Genomic DNA, 22,915 nt, shown 5'->3' with positions numbered 1-22,915 from the left:
GTCCTCGGGTTCGCGCTCGGTCATTCGGCCTGCGTGACGGAGCCTTCCTCGTTCGGCTGGACGACGACGAAGCCCTCGGAACCGGTAAACGCCATCTGAATCCCCTCGCCGGAGGTCTGGCCGATTTCGAACGTCTTGTTCGTCTCGAACGACGGCGAGAGGTTCGCACTCCAAGCGACGGTGGCGTCCGGGTCCGTGTAGACCGGCGGGGTAATCACCAGCGGGTCGCCGTGGGTGGATATCGCGACGTCGCCCGGGCCGGAGAGATAGACGTTCGTCAGGCCGCCGGCCGCCATGCCCGAGATGCTACTGACGGTGTTGATTTCGTAGTCGACGCTCGTCTCGAACGCGAGGACGTCGTTCCCGTTGACGGAGATGGCCTCGTCGCCGTCGAGGCTGAGTATCTGTACCTTCTTGCTCTGCTCGGCGATGTACAGGTGGCCACTGCCCTCTGCCTCCATGATTGGTGTCCCCTCGCTACTCACGGCTTCCTTGACGAACCCGGTGAGGCCGCCTTCGGCCGACGACTTGCCGGTGAACGTGACGTCGCCCGTGTACGCGACCATCGAGCCAGCCTTGACCATCACCGTGCCATCGAGCGGGATATCGAGCAGGCGGTTGTTCTCCTTCTGGAAGCCCTCGGCACCGTCGACGGGCGCGTGAGACTCCGTGAACGCTTGCAGGTCCATATTCGACGGTGGCGCCGCTAGCCACATAGAGGTCGTGAAGACTGAAAATTCAGTTTGTGGAAGCCGGTGAAGCGGGCGCTTCGAAAAGTATTATGAGCCGATGCCCGGTTGTATCCGGGTATGCACACACCAGACGGACTCCTGCATCCGTGGATGGCTGGCGCCTTCCTCGTACTCAGCGGCGCCGTCCTGCTGGCCGCCGCGAGTCGGGTGCGAGAGTCGCTCACCGAGCATCGCATCCAGTTGTTCGCCGTCGTCGCGGCCGCGGTCTTTGCCGCCCAGATGCTGAACTGGCCGATTCCGGGCGGGACGAGCGCGCACTTCGTCGGCGGGGCGTTCGCGGCTATCGTCCTCGGACCGCATCTCGGCGCGTTCGCCGTCGCGCTGGTCGTCGCCGTTCAGGCACTCATCTTCGGCGACGGCGGCACGCTGTCGCTCGGCGCCAACGTCTGGAACATGGCCATCGTGCAGGCGTACGTCGGCTACGCCGTGTACGCGGCGCTCGAAGACCGGAGCGAGGCACTCGCAACCGTCGCCGGTGGCTGGGTCGGCATCACGGCCGCCGCCGCATCCGCGGGCCTCCAACTCGGCGTCTCGCCCGGCTTCGGCGGCGAGTTCCTCACCGTGATGGCCGTCATGGTCGGCGGGCACGCCGTCCTCGGTATCGGTGAGGGCATCCTCACGCTCGCGGGCACCCGACTGCTCGCCCGCGCCGGCGTCGACACCGAAGAACTCCGATTCGGGGCGGTGCACGCATGAGCGTTCGAGCGGTCGGCCGATGGCAGCGACGCTCGATTGGGGGTCTCCTCTGTCTCGTCGCGCTGGCGCCGGTGTTCGCGTGGGCCGCGAATCGGGTCGGCTACGCGGAACCGATGGACAACGCCGTGGAACTCGCGGGCGCCTCGTCCGAAATCGTCTCGACCGGCGCAAGCCTCTTCTCGGGCTACGCGCTCCCCGGGTTCGGACCGTACGCGGGCACGTTCGGCGGTGCCCTACTCGGGACGGCGCTCACCTTCGCCATCGCGCTCGGTCTCGGACGGCTGTTGGCGGCCGGGAACTGAGAGCGTCCCCGACGTTAGTGCACCATATCGAGGAGGAAGATACAGAGGAACCCGAGGAAAAAGAGCGACGTCGAAACCGGCGTCTCGGGCACTTTCTGTGCCTTGACGAGCAGTTCTTCGGTGACCAGATAGAGGAGCGCCGCGGAGCCGAACGCGAGGATGATGGCGATTGGGGCGCCGGTCACGCCGTCGAGAAGCACCACGCCGACGGTCACACCGGTCGTCAGCAACAGCCCGAACACCGCCGGCACGGCGAGTTTTCGGAGCGTGCTGACCGACGGCGGGAGCGCGACGACACCGGCGACGCCCAGAAAGAGCACTTCGATGGCCAGCGCGATGGCGATGAGGACGCCCGTCGCGGCTTCCGTGAGAAAGGTCACGCCGATGAGAACCCCGTCGATGAGCATGTCGATACCGACGGTGATGAGCAGTCCTGCGGCGCCCGCGAACTTCCCACCCATGTCTTTCTTCTCGATGAGTTTACTCAGCCGATGGATGCCGAGCATCGCCGCGACGCCGAGTGCGAACCCGACGACGACGACGGCCGGGGCCCGGTCGTGGACGTCCGGCAGGAGTTCGGCCGAGACAGCGGCGATGACGACGCCCGCGGCGAAATGTTGGACGTTGCTCTCCATCTGTGCCCCCGGCGGCCGGACGACGGCAATCACGCCGCCGACCATGGCGGCCACGACGGCCAGCATCGTGTACGATAGCGCCTGAACGAGAGTTCCAGCCATTCAGACACGTCTCCTGACTGGACCATCATGAATCTGACTGGTTCGCCCTCGTCTCGGGCCGTCGGACCGACCGCCTGCTAGTTTCCACCACGGACAGCGGACGTACGTCAGGTTAATGAAGGCCGGAATCGAACGGCGGATGTATCGGTGGGATGGCAGAGCGGCCTATTGCGCCTGCCTTGAAAGCAGGTAGCCTCACGGCTTCCTGGGTTCGAATCCCAGTCCCACCGCTTCTCCGTGAACGCTAGTGAACGGAGAGCGGCCGCTGGGATTCGAATCCTACCAGTCGCGCGCAGCGAGTGAAACGAGCGAGCACGTCTGGGTCCGGTTCGAATCCCAGTCCCACCGCATCTTTCGTCACCCGTGAAAGCCGCCCACATCCCTGTCACCGACTACCGCTAGTGACACGCCACCAAAAAACATGAACAATAATTATATATTCGGAGCACTAACAAACGTGTATGTCGACACAGCAGTCGTCGGCGGGCTGGCATCGATGTGGATGCGGTGAGACGTTCGACTCGACGGAGGAACTCCTCGACCACGCCCGCACCGTGCACCACTTTTCGCCGCTGTAGCGCGCGGCGGGCCACCGCGACGACTTTCACACCCGTAACGGCTTTGAGCCGCGGGACCAAGTGGCGAGCATGGACTGGCCTCACGACCCGGATGGCGAGGAGGGGAGCGAGGGCCGGCGCAAGTACGGCCACGCCATCATCGCCAAGAAAATCGACGAGGAGGAGGATTTCCCCCTCGACACCGCGGCGTTCGTCGAGGAGTACGGCGACGACCCCGTCAGAATCGACTACGAGACGGTCGTCTCGGTCCGAGACGTCTTCGAGGGCGTCGACGCCGACGAGTTCGACGACTTCGTCGCCCTACACCGGGCACTCGGCACGGCGCTGCGCGAACAGGGGTACTGGTTCTACGAGGGCGCCGACGCCGCCGCAGGCGATATCTGATGGTTCGCGCCCGGCGGAACTGATTTGCCGCCCGTAGCCGTAGGGAGGGCGTGGTTACGGTCGAACCGGCGACGCCGGCTGATGCCGACGCCGTCGCGGACCTCTGGGTGGAACTCGCGCGCGACCAGCGACGCCACGGCACGCGCCTGCAGGCCGACGCGAACCGCGAAACGGTGCGGCGGTCGCTGGCCGAACACGCCGCCGACGGCGGGCTAGTCGTCGCGCGCGGTGACGGCATCGTCGGATTCGTTCGCTTCGCAGTCGAACACGGACCGCTGGTGCAGGACGGCACCCGCGGCATCGTCCGCGACCTGTACGTCCGGCCCTCGTGGCGAGACGAGGGGGTCGGAACGCGACTCTTGGACGCCGCCGAGTCGACGCTCGCCGACCGCGGCGTCGACATAGTCGCCATCGAGGCGCTTGCACCCAACGACGACGCCATCCGCTTCTACGAGTCGCGGGGGTATCGCCCGCATCGAATCGAGTTCGAGCGAGAGGTCGAAAACGATAAACGCCCGCGTGGGGACCGATAATCTGTCCGCCGTGCCAGGGGAGCATGGGCGGTTCATGCACTCGACTTGTAATCGAGACTTCGTGGGTTCAAATCCCACCCCTGGCTCTTCTGACGGAACGAAGTGGAGTCGAAGAGCCACAGGAGGGATTTGAAGCAGGGAGTGAAGCGAAGCGGAACGACCGTGGTTCAAATCCCACTCTATAACTACTCGTTCACAGTCGATACTCGGCCTCGGCGTCGAGCCTACCGCTTCACCGACACGACGTCGAACCCGCCCGCAGTCCGTTGGACGTAGAGCAACACGACATCGGGGCCCGGGTCGGTCACGTCGTCGACGTCGGGCGCACAGCCCATCATGCCGACTTCGTTGAAGCCACAGGAGCCACAGACGGCTTCGTCGGGTCGTGGCTCGTAGGTCGCCCCGCGGTCGGTCGCCGGCAGATAGCCCGCGTCGTCGATGGTCGCCCCACAGACGGCACAAGTGAGCGACTCGGGCGTTGGCTGGAGTTCCGTCGCCACGTCACTCACCCCCCGACGGACCGAAGCGAGTCGCGGCCAGCGGCGATTGAGAGAGAGTCCGATTCGTCATACGGCGTGGTATCACACGACGCACGTTAAGCGTGGGGACCGCGGGAAATCTGGCCGGCCGAGAGGTCAGTCGGACTCGACGTCGAGACACGGGTCGTCGACATCGATGGCGTCCGCCGAGTCGACGGCCCGGTCACGGAGGCGGCAGAGCGCGGCGCGGACGTCGATGGACTCGCTGCCGAGGACGGCAAAGCCGACGAAGATGGTCACGAAGCCGCCGACGGCGAGTTGCGAGACGACTTCGCCGAGCAGTGCCCAGCCGCCGAGCGCGGTGACGACGGGCACGGCGTAGAACACGAGATTCGCGCGAATCGCGCCCGCCGTGTCGATGAGGCCGAAGTAGGCGACGTAGGCGACGGCGCCGGCGAGGAGGCCGACGTACGCGAGCGCCGCGATGGCCTCGGCGTTCCACGTGATGGCTCGGGCGGACTCCCCTGCCGTCCAGCTGAGATAGTGACAGAGGAGGGCGGCGAAGGGCAGACCCCACGCGGTGCGGACGGTGCTCGACAGCGACCCGCCGGCCCAGCGGATGAGGACGCTCCCGAGGGCGCCGGTGACGGCGCCGGCCAGCAGGATGGCCTTGCCGATGCCGAGGTCGAACAGCGTCGCGGGGTCGGGGTTGACCACCAGCGCGACGCCGACGAACCCGAGGGCCATGCCCACGAGGCCGCGGCGCGAGAGGCGTTCGTCAGCGAGGACGAGCGCCGCGAACACGGGCGTCAGAATCGGGTTGAGGCTGAAGACGATGGCGGCGACGGCGCTGGTCGTGTACCCCTGTCCCACGAACAGGAGGGCGTTCGTCACGCCGATGGCGAGGACGCCCGTCGCCAACACACCCGCTAAATCGCGGGGCGTCCGGGGGAGGAGTTGGCCGCGCGGCGTCGTCGCCGCGGCGTAGACGAGGAGCGCGACGGCCGCGATGTCGAAGCGCAAGGCGACGAAAAGCAGCGGCGGGAAGTAGGCCAGACCGGCCTTCACCGCGACGAACGTCCCGCCGAAGAGGACGCTCGCGACGACGAACGCGCCGAGCGAGCGACGGTCCGCCGTCGTCACTCCGCACCCTCCCAACCGCTCCGTTCGCAGTCCGATGCCGAAAACTGCAGAAGTCCGTGCATATAGACACCCACGGGCCGAGCGGGTATAGTTTAATTCGTAAAATTTTTCACGAGAAGAAAGACTCGCACTCCGGGCGGGCCGTACACGGCGTGCAACGGTTTCAGGGGGCGAAAACGGTTTCCCGGACGGGGGAGCAGAGAGGGTATGGAGTCCGCACTGGCGGAGATAGAGTTTCTCGCGCTCTCGCCGAATCGCGTGTCGGTGCTCCGGCGTCTCGCCGACGACCGCCACACGCGAACCGACCTCGCGGTGGCGACGGGCGCCTCGCAGGCGACGCTGGGTCGCATCCTCCGGGATTTCGAGGAGCGGTCGTGGATAGAGCGGGTCGACGGCGCGTACGTCGCCACCGCGACGGGCGAACTCGTCGCCGACGCCTTTCTCGAACTGCTGTCGGTCATGGAGACGGAGCACGACCTTCGGCCCATCGTCGAGTATCTCCCGACGGCGGCGCTGGGATTCGACCTCCGGCGACTCGACGACGCGACGATAACGGTTCCGAGCGGGACGAAACCCAACGCGCCGGTCCGGCGCGTTCTCGATTTCCTCCGCGAGGCGTCGTCGGTCCGCGTGTTCTCTCACGCCTTCAACGAGGGGAGCCTCGACGTCATCGAGCGGCGCGTCACGGCGGGCGAACTGACCTTCGAGGGCGTGTTCTCCCGCCACGCCATCGACGCCGTGGCCGACGACGAGGGATTGCGCCGCCGCCTGACCTCGTTGCTCGACGCGCCGAACGCGAGCGTCCGCGTCCGCGACGACGACATCCCCGTCGCGACGACTGTCGCCGACGACGTCGTTCACCTCCTGTTGCGGGACGCGAACGGCGTCTTACAGGCCTCGGTCGACACCGACGACCGGGCCGTCCGCGACTGGGCACGCGAGCAGTTCGAGACGTACTGGGACGCCGCGTCACCACTCGACGCGACGGCGATTCGAGAGTAAGCCAGCAGGCTACGACTGCGAGCGAGAGCGTCGGTAGTTCAGGAGCCGACCGCCGCAGGTCGGACAGGTCATCCGAAACGGGCCCGCTTCGAGTTCCCGGTCACACCCCGGACAGACGTAGCGTGCCATCGAATCAACATAATGAGGGCCGCTTAATTAAATATTTCTGTGGTCGAAGTGGATATTTGCCATCTTTTTATCGATATTATACAAGTATCCGAATTTTGGTCGGCAGCGCGCGAGGGAAAACACTTAGCCGACGCCCGGCACAGGGTCGACCATGACTCAGCTTCGGTCCTGTTACTTCTGTGGCGCCGTCGGTGACTCGTTACAGGAGTACGAAGTGGTCCCCGAGCGACTGGTGGCTCCCGACGGGTCGCGCTCGGCGGTGCTCTGTTCGACCTGTCACGAGAAGCTTCGGCGCGTCCTCGAACCGCTGGTCGAGGCGGCGGAGACGGCGACCAGCCCCGACCGGAGCGTCGACTCGCTCGACGAAGTGACCTTCGGGTCGGCCGAGCAATCTGAAGAGGACGAATCCGACGCGCCCGAGGAGGCGACGGAGGACGCCGACGACCCCGAGACGACTGCCGACGACGAGCCACCGGAGCAAGCCGATGACCCCGAACCGGCATCCTCCGAAACGGACGATGAGCCCGCTGCGGAGACGGAGGACGTTCCGGACGGCTACTACAAGGTCATTCGCCTCCTCCAGAATCGCGAGTTCCCCATGGAGCGCGACGCGCTGACGGGGATGGTGACGGGTGCCTACGACGTCACCGAGCCACAGTGCGAGCGGATTCTCCAGACGGCCATCGACCGCGGGGTGTTGGTCGAGGACGGCGCGACCATCGACAGCGGGCGAAACTGAGGCGTCGCCGGTCAGCGCAATTCCCGATAGATGTCGACCAGTCGGTCGAGCGTCGCCTCGATTGAGAGCGTCTCGCGGTGGGCCAGACAGCCGGCTTCGAGAGCGCTCTGGTCGTCGAGCGCGGCGGCCAGTCGGTCGGCCATCGCCGCCGGATTCCCCGGTTCGAACAGGTAGCCCGTCTCGCCGTCGTCGATTGTCGACCGGAGCGCCCCGGCGTCCGCGCCGACGACGGGCGTCCCGCAGGCGATAGCCTCCAAGGCGACGAGGCCCTCCGTCTCGACGGGGCTGGGGAAGCCGAAGACGTCGAGAGCGGCGTAAAATTCGGGGAGTTCCTCGCGGTCCAGAAACCCGACGAACCGAACGTCGACGTCGCGGCGGTCCGCGAGTCGCCGAAGGTCGTCCGTTGCCGGCCCGTCGCCCCCGAGGACGACCGTCACGTCGCCGAGTCGGTCGGCCGCGCGAACGAGGTCCTCGATGCGCTTCTCGAAGCCGTGTCGGCCCGTGTAGCCCACCAGCGTCCCGTCGAGTCCGTAGCGGTCGCGAAACGCGGTGCCGTCCGTCGGCTGGAACTCGCGGAGGTTGACGCCGTTCGAGAGCGTCCGGACCGACGCCCCGTCGTCGAGTCGAGTTTCGAGTTCGCGCGTCGTCTCCGCCGAGGGCGCCAGCACAAGGTCCGCCGCGCCGAGGACGTGCTGTTCGTACGTCGAGAGCCCCGAGGCAAACAGCGACGACCCGACGTCGGTCGGGATGACGTAGTCGGCGTACTCTGCCATCGGCGTGTGATACGAGACGACGAGCGGGCAGTCCTGTGTCCGGGCGAGCACCCAGCCCGCGGCGCCGACCGAGAACACGCTGTGTGCGTGGACGATGTCGGTATCGCGCACCGCCGACGGAATCCACGGTAGTGCGGCTCGATACCCCGGATAGAAGGGAAAGGGTGCGCTCGAAATCGGATACTCGTGTTCGCGGGGCCGGTGGTCGCTGTCGGGGTAGACGACGTTCATCTGCCCGTACGACTCGTTCCAGCGCTCCGCCCACTCCGCGATGGTGTAGGTGACGCCGTTGACCGTCGGCAGATAAGTGTCGGTGAAGGCGGCGACTTCGAGTCCGTCGGTCACAGGGGGTGGTGAACCGGTGGCTAAATATAAGGACCGGACCTACGCCTGTCGTGCGAAATGGACCGCACACGCATCGGCTGGGTCGTCACCGGTAGCCTGCTCCTCTGTGTCGGGATGACGCTCGTCGGCGTCAACGCCTTCGCCGGGCGACTGTGGCTGGTCGTCGTCGGCTTCGCGCTCTTTGTCGGCGGCTACCGGACGATGCAGTACGGCGTTCACGGCTGGCCGTCGGTCGGCGGACTGGACGCGACGGGCACCGTCACGCCCGGCGTCCTCGCGCGCGTCGCCGGCCTCGCGCTCTCCGTCGTCCTCTGTGCGTACGGCTTCCTCTTCATGGGCGAGGCCGTCCGCGCGTCGGCGTGGGAGCCGACCCTACTCTCCGGGGCCGCCGTCGTGAGTGGGTACGTAATCGGACACGTCGCCGCCAACGACGAGGTGTTGTGAGTGCTGGGGCGTCGACTCCAACTGTACGGCGGCTTGCTCGTCTCGACGGTTGCACTCGCCTTCGCCGTCCAGTCCGCGGTTCGAAGCGGCTACGCCGAGGTGTTCGGCTGGGTCGTGACTTCGTGGAGCGGCTATCTCGTCGCCCACTACGGCGCCACGGGCCGATTCGTCGACGAACCGGGAACGGGCGAATCGCCGACGATGCCGCAGTCGGCGTCGAGCCGAGCCATCCTCGCCACCACAATCACGGGCATGGTAGTCGCCTTCCCACTCGGTATCTCCGCCCTCGCCAGTCGCTCGTTCGGTTGGCTCCTCGTCGCCGCGTCCCTGTTCGTCGGCGCGTACGTCGTCGGCCACTACCTGCTGACCGGAGAGCCATTATAAGCCGGCCCCCGCGTCACCAGAATAAAATCGTCGGGCGTTTCGCCGCGGCTTCAATCGACTGGTCGTCGTCGAGTGCGGGCAGATGTATGGTCGCACAGGACCCATCGTCGCCGTCCGATTGGATTTGAAACGAGCCGCCGTACCGTGTCACAATCCAATTGACTAACCACAACCCGAGTCCCGACCCGTGTTCGAGGGCGTGCTCCTCCCCTTTCGAGATGACCGCCGTTTCCATCTCGTCGATGCCGGGGCCGTCGTCCGCAATCGACAACGTGACCCACTCGCCGTCGCTCTCTGCGGTAATCTCGACGCGAGGACTCTCGGCGGGGTTGTGTTTGACCGCGTTGTCTATCAACTCCGAGAGAGCCTTCTGCATTTCGTCCCCGGCACAGATGCTCTGCTCCGACCGTACCTCGACATCTATCGTTACGTCCGGGTGCTCTCGACGGTACGGTGCAACGGTCGCTTCGAGCATCGACGCCGGGTCGATTCGTGACGGGGTGGCGTCCTGACTCGCAGTCTCCTCGAGTTCGCGGGCTTTCTGGCCCAACTCTATCAACCGGTCCGCGGTGTCCGTGATGGTGTTCCCGATATCTGCGGTGTCTTCCGGGTCGCCTTCGAGCAGTTCGCCGAGTCCTCGAATCACGCCCATATCGTTGCGAAGGTTGTGGCGGAGGACGCGGTTGAGAACCCGAATCAGCTGTTCCGACCGCTTTCGCTCCGTGATGTCCGTCTGAATGCCGAGGAAATGTGTCACGGTGTCGCTGTCACTAACGGGGGTAATGCGAATCTGATTCCAGAAGGGCGTCCCGTCGTCTCTGTAATTTACGAGTTCGGCCACGACGGGTTCGGCCGCGGTGATGTGTTCGCCCAGTTTCGAGACGGTTTCGGGGTCGGTGCGCTCGCCCTGTAGAAACCGACAGTTCCGGCCAATCACGTCCGTCGCGTCGTACCCCGTAATTTGCTCGAAGCCTTGGTTTACGTATATGAGTGGTACGTCTGGTTGCTGTGCGTCGGCTATCGTTATGCCAACCTGTGCTTCGTCGATGGCCTGATTCTTTATCTCTAACTCGCGCTCGGCCATCTTCCGGGCCGTAATGTCGCGCCCGACGCCGTGGACCCCGACGATGTCGCCATCTTCGGTCGCTGGCGTACCGTTCACTTCCAGAACGACCGTTTCGCCGTCCGCCGTCACGATGTCGAGTTCGACGGCCTCGACGGGGTCGCCCCCCGTGACCGTTTGATACGCGCGTGTCGCCGACTCGATGGACCTCTCGCTGAGAATGTCGGTGAATCGCTTGCCGACGATTTCGTCCGGCGGGTAGCCGGTGATGTCTTCGGACGCCGACGAGACGTAGGTGAATCGCCCGTCGAGGTCGAGTTTGAAAAGCAGGTCGAAGGCCGTGTCGGCGATGGCCTCGAATCGGTTGCGCTCTCGTTCGAGGTGGCGGTTTCGCGCGCGCAGTTCCTGTTCGAACCGCCGCCGTTCGAGCGCCTGTCCGATAAGCCGGGCGAGGATTTCGACGAACGTCTCCTCCGCGTCGGTGAAATCGACGGCCCGAGTCTGTTCGGCGGCGAAACAGACGGTTCCGTAGTTGTCCTCGTGGACGAGGATTTTGGCGCCGATGTACGTGCCGAGATTGAATCGCTGTCGTGCGCGGTCGCTGATGGCCTGTGATACCGAGGCATCTTGGACCGCTAACGCACTGTCGAGTTCGACGGTTCGCCGACAGTAGGCCTCGTCGAGTGGGCACTGGATTCCCGGTCGTATCGTGTCGTGGTCGCCCGAAACGTGGACGATTCGTTGCTGTCCCTCCTCGACTTCGGTCACGAATCCGAGTGGCAGATTCAGATACTCCTCTCCCAAATCGAGCGCGCGGTGAATCGACGTTTCGACATCGCAGTCGGAGACCAAGAATATCTGATAGAGTTGTTCCCGGTATTCGCTTGCGGTCACGGAACCAATTGGGTGGCGCGAATAATAAGCGGTGGCCCTACGCAGACACCAGCGTTTTAGATGGTGGACTGTCAGAGTAGTTGACGATGGGCTCCGAAGCGTCCGACGACGCCGGCGACGTCGACTGGTATCCACCCGATTCGGACCCCGAACAGCGGCCCTTCAACGCCTTCGTCCGCGGCAACGACCTAGCCACTCGTGCCGAGCGACCGTTCTCCTCGCTGAGCTTTCACCAGTTCTGTGCCCTCTCGCCGCGAGAGGCCTTCTACGCGCAGGAGCGGGCCGACAGCTCGGTTCGCATCATGCCGGATATCGTCCGGCCGGTCCTTCGCCACTGGCCCCTGACGATGTTCGGCATGACGCTGCTCTATCTCCTCGCACCGCTCGTCGAACCGGGGCTGGAGCCGGTCTGGGCATTTTTCCCGCCGATGACCGCCGACAACCTCGTCTGGGTCGCGGGCGCAGTCGTGGTGTGGGCGACGCTGTTCGTCACTATCGGTCGGGTCGGCATCGTGACCCGCTACACCCAACTGGCGAAACCAGCGTTCGTCTACGGGCTGTTCGGCGTCTTGCTCGCCGGCACGCTGTTCTCCGTCTTCCTCGTCTGGCACAGCGACTCGCCCGCGACCCTCCCTCGAAACGTCGTCTTCGGGTCCGGATTTCTCTTCGCCGCGTACGTCTCGGGCATGATAGCGTACGACCTGCTGATTCGGACGGAGAACCTCCTCGAAAATCTGGGAGAGAAAAACGTCGTGCCGGACGGGACGCGGTACGAGACGGCCTTTCTGGACGAGATACGGGAGAAGTTCTCGGCGTCGGCGTTCGGCGTGCCGCTCGCGCTCGTCTTCGGCATCACGTTCACCAGCCAACTCGTGACGTTCTGGCTGCTGCAAAACGGCCCGCATCAACTCAATTCGATGGTTGCGCTGGCCTGTAACGCCTTCTTCGACGCAATCTTGATGACCGCCATCTTCCAGTTCCTGATATTCATCCGGCAGTTGAACCTCCTGCTCGACGACAAGTACGAACGCGACGGCGAGGCGGTACGGCTCCGCTTCCAGCCGTTTCATCCGGACGGCCGCGGCGGCTTCCGCGACATCGGCCGCGCGGCGATGCAGGTGAACGCCCTCGTCATCATCGCGGGGCTCTACTACGTCTACCGCCTGTACGTTCAGGGGCTTCGTGCCCTCCCGGTTGGCGGGTTCGACGCCCTGCAGGACGCACAGGCCATCCTCTGGCTCGTCGATTTCGGCGGCCCAATCGTGATTTACGCCGCCGTCTCGGCCGTCTGGCTCTACTACACCTTCTGGACGACACACCTCAAGATGGCTCGGGACAAAGAGCGGATGATTCTGACCCGGCAGGCGTCGAACCGCAGCGACGACGCCAGCGAGCCAATCGGCGGCGTGAACGACCGGGCGGGCTACGAGGAACTGCTCTCGTCGCCCGTGTGGCCGCTCGACAGCCGCCAACTCCAGACGGTCGTGATATCGAACATCATCCCGCTGTTTCTCACGCTGTCGAGCCTGCCTATCTGACCGGGAGGTGAGTCACGGGAAGCCCCGACCCGTTCTCCTGCGTCCCCTCCGCGAGAGCAGACAGGAACGACCGGCTCAGCGACTCGTCGTCAATCGCGGCGTCGAGATTTCGGGCCGCGCGCGCCGGGGACGCGTCGGCCGCGAGTACCGGGTCGAGCGTCCGACGAATCAGGAGACTCGTCGCGAGAAGGGTTCGGGCCCGGTGGACCGGGGCGTCGACGGGAGTCGTCGAGAGGTATTGGGCCGCCGCGGTGTCCGCCACCGCGACGGCGTCGTCGAGCCACGTCTCGATTCGGTCGAGCGTCGGTTCGCCGTCGAACGCGCCCTCCAGCCGCCGGTAGAGGTCGGTCTCCGCCTCGGCAATCTCGTGGAACACGTCGCCGACGACGACGGCGTCGGCGCCAGCGTCCCGCACCGCCCGGACCTGCTCGCAGGTTCGTAATCCGCCGCCGTACCAGAGCCGCGCCCAGTTGAGTTCGGGGGCGACGGCCTCGATAACCTCGGTCGCCGCCTCGCCGCCGTAGGTGCCCGAATACTCCACGTAGACGACTTCGCTCTCTAGGTGGGCGTCGGCCGCGAGCGCTCGGTGCCGGGCTTCCGTGGGCGAGAGCACGTCCGCCGCCGTCACGCCTGCCTCCCGCGCCGCCGCGCTCTCGGGGTTCTGGATGATGTACGCCTCGAACAGGGCGCGGTTCAGGACGTGTGCGGAGAGCAGCGGCGCCACGTGGGGCGTGAGTCTTCCGCTCAGCCACCCGGGCAGGTGTCTGTCGAGGCGCGCCGCAATCAGGTCCTCGCGGAGCGCCGCGATGCCCTCGCCAAGGGTGCCGACGAGCGCCTCGGAGGTGCCGTTCAGCACCTCCGGAACCGCGAGAAACGCCGACTCGGACAGCGTCCGGTCGGTGACGTGGGTCGGGGCGCTCGGCTCGTGTATCGCGGGCGGGGACGCGAATTCGAGGAGGCGAAAGGTGTCTTCGGTGGTGGTCGGGGTGACGCCCGTCGAGCCGCCGACGGAGACGGCGTCGGTGTGGGCGAGATACGCGGGGTAACAGAGCGGGAGCCGCTTGGCCGGTTCGGGGTCGAGTTTGGTGACGTGTCGCCACGAGCGAGGGACCGGGTTCGCGTCGAGAACGCCCGCCTGCGCCACGCCGCTCGCGAGTCCCTCGGCGACCGAGTGGAGCCATCGCGACACGGTCATCTCTGGACGAGGCGAGGGGTCGGGAGCGCTTCTATCCACCGATTATCGCGCTCCAATCAGAAGGTTTGAATAGCTCTGTGGCGCTCGTGTGCCTACATCGCGGGGCGCCGACCGGCGGCGCGCCGACTATCACACCGAGTATGGCAGGACACAACGGACTCTGGCGAGGCGTGGCGGAGAGCATCGCCCAACGGGAGGCGCTTCCGACGCCGATGCGGGCGATTCTGGGCTACTACGCGGACAGCGGCCAACTGTCCGTGAGCGCCCTGCGACTCCAGCGCGCCACCGACCAGTTCATGACGCGGGCGGTAGCGGACCTCTTCGACCCCGTCGAGGACGCCATCGCGAGCGAAATCGACGCGGCGCCCGACGCCGTCGAGTTCGAGTACGACACGAAGCTCACGCTCCCGGCCGAACTGACGCTCGGACAGGTGTACTACCGGGCGCGGCGCGAGACGCCCGACGGGTTCGACCCCGTGAACCGCGAACTCACCGGCCTTCGGGCGCGTCTCGGCGGCGACGAAAAGCGTCTGGACCGGCTGCGTGACGCCCACGCCGACCGCCTCGACACCATCGAGCGAGCGGAGCGGATGACCGAACTCGTCACGGCCGCACTCGTCGACGGCGACATGCGAGACGCTCTCAACGACGCGGAGTACGAGGACTTCCACGTCGATTTCCCCGTCGCTTCCGAGAAACTCCGCCGCGAGATTGCGGCGTGTGCCCAGCGGACGCTCCAGCGAGTCGTTGACGAGCGATTCGAGGCGTTCCCGCCGGCGGTGCGCGAGGCCTACGACCGGGCGGTCGATATCTCCGAGCGCCACCAAGAGAAAGACGAGCGCTTCCGCGAGTTGGCGCGGCGGGCGCGGGAGGGTGATTCTGACGCCGTCGACGCCATCGAAGCCGAGTACAAGTTCGCCGACTTCGACTCGCCGCCGCCGATGTTCGACGCGTCCGACCTCGAACTGCCCTATCTCAAGACCCAGTACCGCCGCGTCGGCGTCATCTACCGGGGGATGATAGAGATGTACCGGGCGGCGGATATCGACGTCGACACCGCCTTCGAGAAATCGATTATCTTCGCCATCATCGGCGCGCAGGTGTGGCTCGACGACGTGGACGACTACGACGCCGACTACGCCGAGGACCAACTCACGCCGGTCACGGCCGAGTACCTGCTGGAAGCGGACGACGAGACGGCGTATCGAAACGTCGTCGACATCTCACAGACGTATCTCGACGCCGCGAAGGCCCACGCGGAGGAATCGAACTCCCCGCTCGCGGGCATCGGTAGCGACTACATCTACCGCTCCGGCGACCCGTCGGTGTTGCCACAGTAGGCCGGTCGCCCCGTCCCCGATGGATTTTTCGGATGGGGCCACCCGAGACACGTTCATGCAGGTCCACACGGTCGGAACGGGGACACCCGAGGTGGCCGTCGTCGGCGCCGTCCACGGGGACGAACCCTGTGGCGCCCGCGCCATCGAGCGCTTTCTCGCGACGGACCCCGACGTCGACCGCCCGGCGAAGTTGATAATCGCTAACGAGCGTGCGCTGGAACGCGACGTGCGCTACGTCGATACAGATTTGAACCGCGCGCTCCCGGGCGACCCCGATAGCGACCTGTACGAGGAACGACTCGCACACGAACTACTGCAGGAGGTCGAGGGCTGTGTCTCGCTCGGCATCCACTCTACCGTCTCCTACGAACACGCCTTCGCCAACGTCGCGTATCTGAACGAGCGCAAGCGAGAGGTTCTCGCACACCTCCCCGTCACTGGCGTCGTCGACTTCACCGTCGTCGCCGACGGGCGCTCGGTCGAACTCCCCGGCTTCGTCGACATCGAGGCTGGATATCAGGGGTCTGAACAGGCCGTCGACAACGCCTACGACTGCCTCGTCGCCTTCCTCCAGACGACGGGCGTCCTCTCCGGCGACCCGCCCGCCCCCGACGCAGGGTTCTACGAGGTGTCCGAGCCCATCTACAAAGAGCCCGGTCAGTCCTACCAGTTCCTCGCCGCGAACTTCGAGCGCGTCGACGCGGGCGAGACGTTCGCGACGGCCGACGGCGACCCACTCGTCGCCGACGAGGCGTTCTGGCCCGTCCTCATGTCCGCCGAGGGCCACGACGTCCTCCTCGGCTACCGCTCGACGTACCACGGTCCCTTTTCCACCGTCGATGCCTCCGAGACGCCCGCGACGCCCGTCGCCGACGACGCCACCGACGACTAGTCCTCGACGACCGTCAGATACGACGGCGGCACGCGGTCGACGGTGTACGTCTCTCGACCGCGCTTGGTGATTCGATACGTCTCGCGGAGCGCCGCGGCGTCGACGGCGAAGACGACTGGGTCGGCGGCGTGGCGCTCCCCGACCGTTCGCGCCTCCGCCACCGTCGCCGAGAGATGCACCTGCTGGCGCCCCATGGGTCGAATCCCCTCCTCGCGAATGGAGTCGTCGGCGTCGGGCGACGTGCCGTGATAGAGGCGGTCGGGCACCGGCGCGTCGGTGGGTTCCAAGTCGACATCCACGGAGTGGCCGTAGGCGGCGCGAACCCGTCCCCCCGAGCGCTCGAACCGGCCCTTCGGGTCGGTGGCGACGACGCCTTCGATAGCCTCGGCGTCGGCCCACGGGTACCGGTCGGTCGCCGCCGCGACGAGGGCCTCCCACTCGGTCCACCCCTGCGCGTCGAGTTCGAGGCCGGCGTCCGCGGGGAAATGCCGGAGCGCGCCGCTCAGAAACTTCGAGAGGCGGGTCCGGCGGTCGGCGGAAAGAACCGTCTCGCCGGCCCCACAGTCACAGGGGCCGTCGGTGTAGCCGTGGTCCGGACAGCGCCGAACGGGGTCGGTCACGGTGAGAGCAAGCGCGCCGGGTTACAGGAAGCCTTCGATGTGGTCGGCCACTTCTTCGGGCGTGTCGCCGACCGGGACGCCCGCGTTGTTGAGCGCCCGAATCTTGCTCTCTGCGGTCCCGGTGCCGCTCCCGGAGACGATGGCGCCGGCGTGGCCCATCCGCTTGCCCGGCGGGGCCGTCCGCCCGGCGATGAACGCCGCGACGGGCGTGTCCATCTGCGTCGCGATGAACTCCGCGGCCTCCTCCTCGTCCTCGCCGCCGATTTCGCCGCACATGGCGATGGCTTCCGTCTCGGGGTCGGCCTCGAAGAGTTCGAGGGCGTCGATGAAGGAGGTGCCGATGATGGGGTCGCCGCCGATGCCGATAGCGGTGGTCTGGCCGATACCGCGACTCGTCAGGTTGTCGACCACCTGATAGGTGAGCGTCCCCGACCGGGAGATGAGGCCCACCTCGCCGTCGGCGAAGATGTTGCCCGGGAGGATGCCGAGTTTCGTCTCGCCCGGCGTGATGATGCCGGGGCAGTTCGGCCCGATGAGATGCGTGTCCGTCTCCCGGAGGCGACGGTTCACCTTCGCCATGTCCTGTGTCGGGATGCCCTCCGTGATGGCGACGACGAGGTCGAGCGAGGTGTCGAGCGCCTCGAACAGGGCGTCGGCGGCGAAGGCGGGCGGGACGAACACGACGGAGGCGTCGGCGTCCTCGCGGCGCACCGCTTCGTGGACGGTATCGTAGACGGGGACGCCGTCGACCTCTTGCCCCCCTTTACCGGGCACCGCGCCGGCGACGACGTTCGTCCCGTACGCCATCATCTGGCCGGCGTGGAACTGCCCCTCGCCGCCGGTGATACCCTGTACGACGACGCGGGTGTTCTCGTCCACCAACACGCTCATTCTGCCACCTCCTCGGCGTTGGCGACGGCGCGTTGCACCGCGTCTTCGAGCGTCTCCTCCACCTGCACGAGGTCCGTGTTGAGTATCTCCATGCCTTCTGCCGCGTTGGTGCCGGCCAGTCTCACGACGACCGGTTTCGGAATCTCGTCGAACTGTTCGAGCGCGTCGTTGATGCCGCGGGCCACCTCGTCGCCGCGGGTGATGCCGCCGAAGATGTTGAACACCACCGAGTCGACGTTGGGGTCGGAAAACACCATATCGAGGGCGTTGGCGACGCGTTCGGCCTTCGCCCCGCCGCCGATGTCGAGGAAGTTGGCGGGCGCGCCGCCGTAGTGGTCCACCAAGTCGAGCGTCGTCATCACGAGTCCGGCGCCGTTGCCGATGATGCCGACGTTGCCCGTCAGCCGGACGTAGTCGAAGCCGTACTCGCCCGCCTTGCGCTCTAAGTCGTCCGTGTACGACTCCTCCTCCATCTCGGCGAGGTCCGGGTGGCGAAAGAGCGCGTCCTCGTCGATGTTCATGACGGCGTCGGCGGCGACCACGTCGCCGCTCGCAGTCACCATCAGCGGGTTTATCTCCGTCTCCGTGGCGTCGTTCGACTCCCAGAGGTCGTAGAGCGTCTGGAGGACGCTCGCGACGCTCCGGGACAGGTCGCGAGAGATGCCCGCGCCGTACACCGCCTTCCGCGCCTGATAGGGGTGCAGGCCGAAGGCGGGGTCGACGTGTTCGCGCGCGATGGCGTCGGGGTTCTCCTCGGCTACCGTCTCGATGTCGACTCCCCCTTCGGAGGAGACCATCACGACGGGTTCGCCCTCGCCGCGGTCCATCGTCACGCCGAGATAGAGTTCGTCGGTGAAATCGACTGCCGACTCGACGAGGACCCGGTCGACGTGATACCCCTTCAGGTCCATCCCGAGAATCGCGTCCGCGGCCTCACGAACCCCGGCCTCGTCGCTGGCGATTTCGATGCCGCCCGCCTTCCCGCGGCCACCAACCTGCACCTGCGCTTTGACCGCGACTGGATATCCCAAGTCGCGGCCGGCGTCGACCGCCTCGTCGACGCTCGTGGCGAGCCGGGAGTCGGGGGTCGGTATCCCGGCCTCGGCGAAGAGACCCTTCGCCTGATACTCGTGAAGTTTCATCGTGGAATCGCCTGCCAATTTCGGCGAGCGGGAGTTAGTAGTACCGGTCCCGTGTGACACGGTATCACGAGTCAGTCGGCGACCCGTCCGGACCGTTTATTCGCCCGCTCGCCGTACCCGCGTCCATGCGAGCAGTCCGCTATCACGAACACGGTGGCCCCGAGGTACTGACCGTCGAAACCGTCGACCGTCCCGAGCCAGCGGCCGACGAGGTGCTGATAGAGGTGGCGGCGGCGGGAATCAACCCCGTCGACACCTACTTCCGCGAAGGCGCGTACGAGCCCTTCACTCTCCCGATGATTCCGGGCGTGGACGCCGCCGGCGACGTCGTCGGCGTCGGGTCGGACGTCGAGGGAGTCAGCGCGGGCGACGCCGTCGTCGCTACCGGCCTGAGCAAGGACCACTACGGCGGCTGTGCGGAGTACGTCGCCGTGCCGACCGACCGCCTCGCGCGCCTCCCCGAGGGCGTCGACCCCGTAGCCGCCGGGGGCGCGGGCGTCGCGGCGGTGACGGCGTGGCGCGCGCTCATCGACCACGCCGGCCTCGAACCCGCCGAGACGGCACTCGTCCACGGCGGGAGCGGTGGCGTCGGCCACGCGGCCGTCCAACTCGCCGCCGCGACCGGCGCGCGCGTCGTCACCACCGCCTCACCCGACTATCACGACCGCCTCGAAGCCCTCGGCGCCGACGCCGTCCTCGACTACGCGCGTGACGACCTTCGGGATGCCGTCGTCGAGGCAAGTGCGGGCGGCCCGGACGTGATTCTCGACCACCGCCTCGACGACTACTTCCAGTTCGACGCCGACGTGGCCGCCCACGACGGCCGCGTCGTCGGCATCGGCGAGAACGACCCCGAAATTCGGCTCACCAACGACGGCGTCGCCCGGAGCAAGGACCTCACGGTCCAGTTCATGAGTATGTTCAACACGCCGGCGCTGAGCGCGCCGCTCGGCCGAATCGCTCACCTCCTCGGCGAGGGCGACATCGACATCGAGGTGGCGCGGACGTACGACCTCGACGAGGTGGCCGACGCCCACGAGGACGTCCTGACCGAGAGCTTCCTCGGCAAACTCGTCGTCACGCCGTAATATCCATCAGTTGTTTCACGTTTGATTTCTAACTCCACTTGTGAGCCAACGCTACGCCGAGGACGCGCGGGTCGATGGGGACGGCCCGCCAGTGGGGACGGCGGACACGCTCCGCGGGGAGTTGGACCGGGCCGACCTGCCGAGACATCTCGCGTGTTTCTATCGCTCGCCACAGACACAGCGGACGGTCGCCGGGACGTTCGTCAGACACGCGCTGCAGACTGGCAAGCGGTGTCTCTACTTCCTCGACACCAACAGCCGGTCGACGGTCGAACGACTCTTGCGGTCGATGGACGTCGACGTCGACGACCGACTCGCGGCCGGTGACCTCGTCATTCGAAGCGCGAGCGACGCCTACGACGAGGCCGACTTCGACCCCGAGGCGTTGATATCGCTGCTCGGCGACGCGTGCCGAGCCAGCGTCGACGACGGGTACGACGGGCTCTGGACCGCGGGCGAACTCTCGTGGTGTTTCCACACCGACCTCTCGTACGACCACGTGGTCGATTTCGAAGCGGCGTTCGACGCCGCCTGTCCCGACCTGCCGGTCACGGCGCTGTGTCAGTACGACCTGAATCAGTTCAACGACGAATCCGTCGCCAAGGCGCTGTGGACCCACGAACAGGTCATCTACCGGTACACGCTCTGTGAGAATCCGTACTACGTCTCGCCGGACGAGTACCGGACACAGGAGGCGCGCCCGCTGAACGCCCGCCTCATGCTGGAGCAGATGCACGGCCTGACACACGCGCGAAACCAACTCGAACGCCACGAGCAACGGCTGTCGGTCGTCAACCGCATCCTCCGACACAACATCCGCAACGACCTGAACGTCGTCAGCGGGATTCTGTCGGCCCTCGACGCCGAGCAACCGGCCGACGCCCGACGACTCGAAACGGCCCGAGAACACGTCGACGACATCGTCGACATCGCGGACAAGGCGCGGTACGTCGAGCGAACCATTGGCGAGTCACGGATGGAACGCACCGCGCTCGCACCGGTCGTCGCTCGGGCCATCGAGCGCGTCGAGGAGACGTTCCCGGACGCCGACGTGTCTGTGACGGGAGAAGAGGACGTGTCGGTCGCGGTGGATACGAACCTCGACACCGCGCTCGCCGAACTCCTCGAATACGCGATTCGGATGCAGGACACCGACCAGCCGACGCTCACGCTCACGGTTACCGACCGCCCGCCCGAGCAAGTCCGCCTCGACATCGACTACCCCGGCCCGCCGATACCGCCGAACGACCGGCGAGTGCTCGCCAGCGGCACTGAGACACAGCTTCAGCACTGCCGCGGGCTGGAGCTGTGGCTCGCGAAGTGGATACTCGAAAACGCCCACGGGCACCTGACGTTCCCGGAGTCGGGGGCCTCTCAGATTCGGGTCGAACTGTACCGCCGAATGGACTGACTCCCGGACGAAACCCAGCGCGAGCGCGCTATGCGGACCGTGAGCCTTTTTTCCCATACGGGTGATACTCATCCCATGTCACAAACACAACGAGAGACGTGGACGACTCGCGTGGGGTTCATCCTCGCCGCCGTCGGGAGCGCGGTTGGCCTCGGCAACATCTGGCAGTTCCCGTTCCAGACGGGGGCCAACGGTGGCGCCGCCTTCCTCGTCGTCTACCTGCTGGCCGTGTTCCTGATTGGCTTCCCGGCCATGCTCTCCGAGTTCGTCGTCGGCCGACGGGCCGAGCGCAACCCCATCGACGCGTTCGCCCGCCTCGGGCATCGCAACTGGCGCTTCGTCGGCGCCATCGGCACGATAGCCGCGTTCTGGATACTCTCCTTTTACAGCGTCGTCGGTGGCTGGGTGATTCGCTACATCGTCGGGAGCGCCCGCGGGTCGTACTTCAGCGGCTCCGAAGCGTACTTCGGGTCCATCTCCGCCGGCCCCGAGGCCGTCGCCTTCCACGCCGTCTTCATGGCGCTGGTCGTCGGCGTCGTCGCCTTCGGCATCAGCGGCGGTATCGAGCGCTCGACGAAACTCATGGTGCCGAGCATCGTCCTGTTGCTGGGCGGGCTGGCCGTCTGGGCGACGACGCTCGACGGCGGCGCCGCGGGCTACGTCTACTACCTCTCGCCCGACATCGACGCGCTCGTCGCCAACTTCGGCACCATCCTCCCCGCCGCCGTCGGGCAGGCGTTTTTCACCCTCTCGCTCGGGATGGGCGCGATGATAACCTACGCCTCCTACATCGGCCGCGACGACTCGCTGCCGGCGGACGGTGCGACCATCGTCGTCCTCAACACGCTGGTCGGCCTGCTCGCAGGACTGGTGGTCTTTCCCATCCTCTTCTCGCTGGGCGTCGAACCCGGGAGCGGCGGACTCGGCGCGGCGTTCATCACGCTCGCAGGCGCGTTCGCGCAGTTGCCGGCGGGACGCATCCTCGGTGTCGTCTTCTTCGTCGTGCTCTTGCTGGCCGCGCTCTCCTCGGCCATCAGCCTGCTCGAAGTCGTCGCGTCGTATCTCGTCGACAACACGGACTACTCGCGGCCCGTGATAACCGTCGGCCTCGGCGTCGCTATCTTCGCGCTCGGCGTCCCCAGCGCGTTCGGCCTGTCGATTCTCGGCTGGTACAACGCCATCGCGTACAACCTCCTGCTTCCCCTGTCGGTGCTCTGCCTGCTCCTGTTCGTCGGCTGGGTCGACACCGGCGACGCCGTCGCCGAACTCCGGCGCGGGACGGGACTCAGCGAGTCGGGCGCCGTCGCGTGGCTCTGGTTCGTCCGCACCGTCGTTCCGCTCGGCGTCTTGGTCACGCTCCTCCTCGGTCTGCAGACGCTCGCCGTCAACGCCGGCCTGCTGTCGGCGCCGCTAATCTGAGC

The 22,915-nt window shown here is 66.4% G+C and carries 23 protein-coding genes, 2 tRNA genes and 1 pseudogene; 16 read left to right on the top strand and 10 right to left on the bottom strand.

Features of this window, described 5'->3' with window-relative positions:
• Positions 1–20: 20 nt before the first annotated feature.
• Positions 21–689: an AIM24 family protein gene (locus ACQUSQ_RS02480; RefSeq protein ID WP_435066919.1), complete on the bottom strand. Its 669-nt coding sequence runs from the start codon at positions 687–689 to the stop codon at positions 21–23.
• Between the two features lie 120 nt (positions 690–809).
• Between ACQUSQ_RS02480 and ACQUSQ_RS02475 the strand changes: the two genes are divergently transcribed.
• Both ACQUSQ_RS02475 and ACQUSQ_RS02470 read left to right on the top strand, forming a co-directional pair.
• A complete protein-coding gene (locus tag ACQUSQ_RS02475; protein ID WP_435066918.1) occupies positions 810–1,448 on the top strand; it encodes an energy-coupling factor ABC transporter permease in 639 nt (212 codons plus the stop codon).
• Positions 1,445–1,750 (top strand): PDGLE domain-containing protein, encoded by a 306-nt coding sequence (locus ACQUSQ_RS02470; RefSeq protein WP_435066917.1) that lies wholly within the window; start codon positions 1,445–1,447, stop codon positions 1,748–1,750. The genes ACQUSQ_RS02475 and ACQUSQ_RS02470 overlap by 4 nt, the downstream gene beginning before the upstream one ends.
• A gap of 14 nt (positions 1,751–1,764) precedes the next feature.
• On the opposite strand, the gene ACQUSQ_RS02465 is transcribed toward ACQUSQ_RS02470, so the two are convergent.
• Complete coding sequence (locus tag ACQUSQ_RS02465) at positions 1,765–2,487, bottom strand: ZIP family metal transporter (RefSeq protein ID WP_435066916.1); 723 nt, start codon at positions 2,485–2,487, stop codon at positions 1,765–1,767.
• 146 nt (positions 2,488–2,633) lie between these two features.
• Here ACQUSQ_RS02465 and ACQUSQ_RS02460 point away from each other — a divergent pair.
• The 4 genes from ACQUSQ_RS02460 (at position 2,634) to ACQUSQ_RS02445 (ending at position 4,068) form a co-directional block, all read left to right on the top strand.
• Positions 2,634–2,717, top strand: a tRNA-Ser gene (locus ACQUSQ_RS02460).
• A 417-nt stretch (positions 2,718–3,134) separates the two neighbouring features.
• Positions 3,135–3,449, top strand: coding sequence for a DUF5785 family protein (locus tag ACQUSQ_RS02455; protein WP_435066915.1), 315 nt, complete (start codon positions 3,135–3,137; stop codon positions 3,447–3,449).
• 50 nt (positions 3,450–3,499) lie between these two features.
• Positions 3,500–3,982, top strand: a complete 483-nt coding sequence (locus ACQUSQ_RS02450) for a GNAT family N-acetyltransferase (protein WP_435066914.1) — start codon at positions 3,500–3,502, stop codon at positions 3,980–3,982.
• Positions 3,983–3,994: 12 nt separating this feature from the next.
• A tRNA-Thr gene (locus tag ACQUSQ_RS02445) sits at positions 3,995–4,068 on the top strand.
• A gap of 138 nt (positions 4,069–4,206) precedes the next feature.
• Here ACQUSQ_RS02445 and ACQUSQ_RS02440 read toward each other — a convergent pair.
• Both ACQUSQ_RS02440 and ACQUSQ_RS02435 read right to left on the bottom strand, forming a co-directional pair.
• On the bottom strand, positions 4,207–4,482 hold the full coding sequence (locus tag ACQUSQ_RS02440) for a hypothetical protein (RefSeq protein WP_435066913.1): 276 nt from the start codon (positions 4,480–4,482) through the stop codon (positions 4,207–4,209).
• A gap of 135 nt (positions 4,483–4,617) precedes the next feature.
• Positions 4,618–5,604, bottom strand: coding sequence for a DMT family transporter (locus ACQUSQ_RS02435; RefSeq protein WP_435066912.1), 987 nt, complete (start codon positions 5,602–5,604; stop codon positions 4,618–4,620).
• A gap of 207 nt (positions 5,605–5,811) precedes the next feature.
• On the opposite strand from ACQUSQ_RS02435, the gene ACQUSQ_RS02430 reads away from it, so the two are divergent.
• Positions 5,812–6,606 carry a helix-turn-helix transcriptional regulator gene (locus tag ACQUSQ_RS02430; protein ID WP_435066911.1) on the top strand — a complete coding sequence of 265 codons (795 nt, stop codon included), beginning with the start codon at positions 5,812–5,814 and terminating at the stop codon, positions 6,604–6,606.
• A gap of 280 nt (positions 6,607–6,886) precedes the next feature.
• Complete coding sequence (locus tag ACQUSQ_RS02425) at positions 6,887–7,474, top strand: hypothetical protein (protein WP_435066910.1); 588 nt, start codon at positions 6,887–6,889, stop codon at positions 7,472–7,474.
• Positions 7,475–7,485: 11 nt separating this feature from the next.
• Here the strand turns inward: ACQUSQ_RS02425 and ACQUSQ_RS02420 are convergent, their stop codons facing one another.
• Positions 7,486–8,592, bottom strand: a complete 1,107-nt coding sequence (locus ACQUSQ_RS02420) for a glycosyltransferase (RefSeq protein ID WP_435066909.1) — start codon at positions 8,590–8,592, stop codon at positions 7,486–7,488.
• 57 nt (positions 8,593–8,649) lie between these two features.
• Here ACQUSQ_RS02420 and ACQUSQ_RS02415 point away from each other — a divergent pair, with 57 nt between their 5' ends.
• Positions 8,650–9,036 carry a hypothetical protein gene (locus ACQUSQ_RS02415; protein ID WP_435066908.1) on the top strand — a complete coding sequence of 129 codons (387 nt, stop codon included), beginning with the start codon at positions 8,650–8,652 and terminating at the stop codon, positions 9,034–9,036.
• Positions 9,037–9,420, top strand: coding sequence for a hypothetical protein (locus ACQUSQ_RS02410; RefSeq protein WP_435066906.1), 384 nt, complete (start codon positions 9,037–9,039; stop codon positions 9,418–9,420).
• 13 nt (positions 9,421–9,433) lie between these two features.
• Here ACQUSQ_RS02410 and ACQUSQ_RS02405 read toward each other — a convergent pair whose 3' ends face one another.
• Positions 9,434–11,377, bottom strand: a complete 1,944-nt coding sequence (locus ACQUSQ_RS02405) for a PAS domain S-box protein (protein ID WP_435066905.1) — start codon at positions 11,375–11,377, stop codon at positions 9,434–9,436.
• 86 nt (positions 11,378–11,463) lie between these two features.
• Here ACQUSQ_RS02405 and ACQUSQ_RS02400 point away from each other — a divergent pair, with 86 nt between their 5' ends.
• The gene (locus tag ACQUSQ_RS02400; RefSeq protein ID WP_435066904.1) at positions 11,464–12,915 is read left to right on the top strand and encodes a hypothetical protein; all 1,452 of its coding nucleotides are present in this window, start codon (positions 11,464–11,466) and stop codon (positions 12,913–12,915) included.
• On the opposite strand, the gene ACQUSQ_RS02395 is transcribed toward ACQUSQ_RS02400, so the two are convergent.
• Positions 12,908–14,110: a geranylgeranylglyceryl/heptaprenylglyceryl phosphate synthase gene (locus ACQUSQ_RS02395; protein ID WP_435066903.1), complete on the bottom strand. Its 1,203-nt coding sequence runs from the start codon at positions 14,108–14,110 to the stop codon at positions 12,908–12,910. The genes ACQUSQ_RS02400 and ACQUSQ_RS02395 overlap by 8 nt on opposite strands.
• Before the next feature lie 140 nt (positions 14,111–14,250).
• On the opposite strand from ACQUSQ_RS02395, the gene ACQUSQ_RS02390 reads away from it, so the two are divergent.
• Positions 14,251–15,450: a hypothetical protein gene (locus ACQUSQ_RS02390; RefSeq protein WP_435066902.1), complete on the top strand. Its 1,200-nt coding sequence runs from the start codon at positions 14,251–14,253 to the stop codon at positions 15,448–15,450.
• A gap of 19 nt (positions 15,451–15,469) precedes the next feature.
• Positions 15,470–15,763 (top strand): annotated as a pseudogene (locus ACQUSQ_RS02385) (hypothetical protein); the annotation flags it as partial.
• A 575-nt stretch (positions 15,764–16,338) separates the two neighbouring features.
• Here ACQUSQ_RS02385 and ACQUSQ_RS02380 read toward each other — a convergent pair.
• Genes ACQUSQ_RS02380 through sucC form a run of 3 tightly spaced genes read right to left on the bottom strand, consistent with a single transcriptional unit; the run spans position 16,339 to position 18,995 of the window.
• Positions 16,339–16,962, bottom strand: coding sequence for an RNA 2'-phosphotransferase (locus tag ACQUSQ_RS02380; RefSeq protein WP_435066901.1), 624 nt, complete (start codon positions 16,960–16,962; stop codon positions 16,339–16,341).
• 21 nt (positions 16,963–16,983) lie between these two features.
• The gene (gene sucD / locus ACQUSQ_RS02375; RefSeq protein WP_435066900.1) at positions 16,984–17,853 is read right to left on the bottom strand and encodes a succinate--CoA ligase subunit alpha; all 870 of its coding nucleotides are present in this window, start codon (positions 17,851–17,853) and stop codon (positions 16,984–16,986) included.
• Positions 17,850–18,995: an ADP-forming succinate--CoA ligase subunit beta gene (gene sucC, locus ACQUSQ_RS02370; RefSeq protein WP_435066899.1), complete on the bottom strand. Its 1,146-nt coding sequence runs from the start codon at positions 18,993–18,995 to the stop codon at positions 17,850–17,852. Before sucC ends, sucD begins: the two co-directional genes overlap by 4 nt.
• 125 nt (positions 18,996–19,120) lie before the next feature.
• Here sucC and ACQUSQ_RS02365 point away from each other — a divergent pair, with 125 nt between their 5' ends.
• From ACQUSQ_RS02365 to ACQUSQ_RS02355, 3 genes are all read left to right on the top strand, one after another.
• Positions 19,121–20,083 carry an NADPH:quinone reductase gene (locus ACQUSQ_RS02365; protein ID WP_435066898.1) on the top strand — a complete coding sequence of 321 codons (963 nt, stop codon included), beginning with the start codon at positions 19,121–19,123 and terminating at the stop codon, positions 20,081–20,083.
• A gap of 40 nt (positions 20,084–20,123) precedes the next feature.
• Positions 20,124–21,494, top strand: coding sequence for an MEDS domain-containing protein (locus ACQUSQ_RS02360; RefSeq protein ID WP_435066897.1), 1,371 nt, complete (start codon positions 20,124–20,126; stop codon positions 21,492–21,494).
• A gap of 75 nt (positions 21,495–21,569) precedes the next feature.
• Positions 21,570–22,913: a sodium-dependent transporter gene (locus ACQUSQ_RS02355; protein ID WP_435066896.1), complete on the top strand. Its 1,344-nt coding sequence runs from the start codon at positions 21,570–21,572 to the stop codon at positions 22,911–22,913.
• Positions 22,914–22,915 lie beyond the last annotated feature (2 nt).

Source organism: Haloplanus sp. C73 (assembly GCF_051195115.1).
Classification (GTDB): domain Archaea; phylum Halobacteriota; class Halobacteria; order Halobacteriales; family Haloferacaceae; genus Haloplanus.
This window is presented reverse-complemented; position numbering and strand designations above follow the sequence as displayed.

What these genes read in the sequence shown, in the direction of transcription:
- ACQUSQ_RS02480 (WP_435066919.1), bottom strand. Translation starts at nt 689, where the DNA reads ATGGACCTGCAAGCGTTCACGGAGTCTCACGCGCCCGTCGACGGTGCC.
- ACQUSQ_RS02475 (WP_435066918.1), top strand. Translation starts at nt 810, where the DNA reads ATGCACACACCAGACGGACTCCTGCATCCGTGGATGGCTGGCGCCTTC.
- ACQUSQ_RS02470 (WP_435066917.1), top strand. Translation starts at nt 1,445, where the DNA reads ATGAGCGTTCGAGCGGTCGGCCGATGGCAGCGACGCTCGATTGGGGGT.
- ACQUSQ_RS02465 (WP_435066916.1), bottom strand. Translation starts at nt 2,487, where the DNA reads ATGGCTGGAACTCTCGTTCAGGCGCTATCGTACACGATGCTGGCCGTC.
- ACQUSQ_RS02455 (WP_435066915.1), top strand. Translation starts at nt 3,135, where the DNA reads ATGGACTGGCCTCACGACCCGGATGGCGAGGAGGGGAGCGAGGGCCGG.
- ACQUSQ_RS02430 (WP_435066911.1), top strand. Translation starts at nt 5,812, where the DNA reads ATGGAGTCCGCACTGGCGGAGATAGAGTTTCTCGCGCTCTCGCCGAAT.
- ACQUSQ_RS02425 (WP_435066910.1), top strand. Translation starts at nt 6,887, where the DNA reads ATGACTCAGCTTCGGTCCTGTTACTTCTGTGGCGCCGTCGGTGACTCG.
- ACQUSQ_RS02415 (WP_435066908.1), top strand. Translation starts at nt 8,650, where the DNA reads ATGGACCGCACACGCATCGGCTGGGTCGTCACCGGTAGCCTGCTCCTC.
- ACQUSQ_RS02400 (WP_435066904.1), top strand. Translation starts at nt 11,464, where the DNA reads ATGGGCTCCGAAGCGTCCGACGACGCCGGCGACGTCGACTGGTATCCA.
- ACQUSQ_RS02395 (WP_435066903.1), bottom strand. Translation starts at nt 14,110, where the DNA reads ATGACCGTGTCGCGATGGCTCCACTCGGTCGCCGAGGGACTCGCGAGC.
- ACQUSQ_RS02390 (WP_435066902.1), top strand. Translation starts at nt 14,251, where the DNA reads ATGGCAGGACACAACGGACTCTGGCGAGGCGTGGCGGAGAGCATCGCC.
- sucD (WP_435066900.1), bottom strand. Translation starts at nt 17,853, where the DNA reads ATGAGCGTGTTGGTGGACGAGAACACCCGCGTCGTCGTACAGGGTATC.
- sucC (WP_435066899.1), bottom strand. Translation starts at nt 18,995, where the DNA reads ATGAAACTTCACGAGTATCAGGCGAAGGGTCTCTTCGCCGAGGCCGGG.
- ACQUSQ_RS02365 (WP_435066898.1), top strand. Translation starts at nt 19,121, where the DNA reads ATGCGAGCAGTCCGCTATCACGAACACGGTGGCCCCGAGGTACTGACC.
- ACQUSQ_RS02355 (WP_435066896.1), top strand. Translation starts at nt 21,570, where the DNA reads ATGTCACAAACACAACGAGAGACGTGGACGACTCGCGTGGGGTTCATC.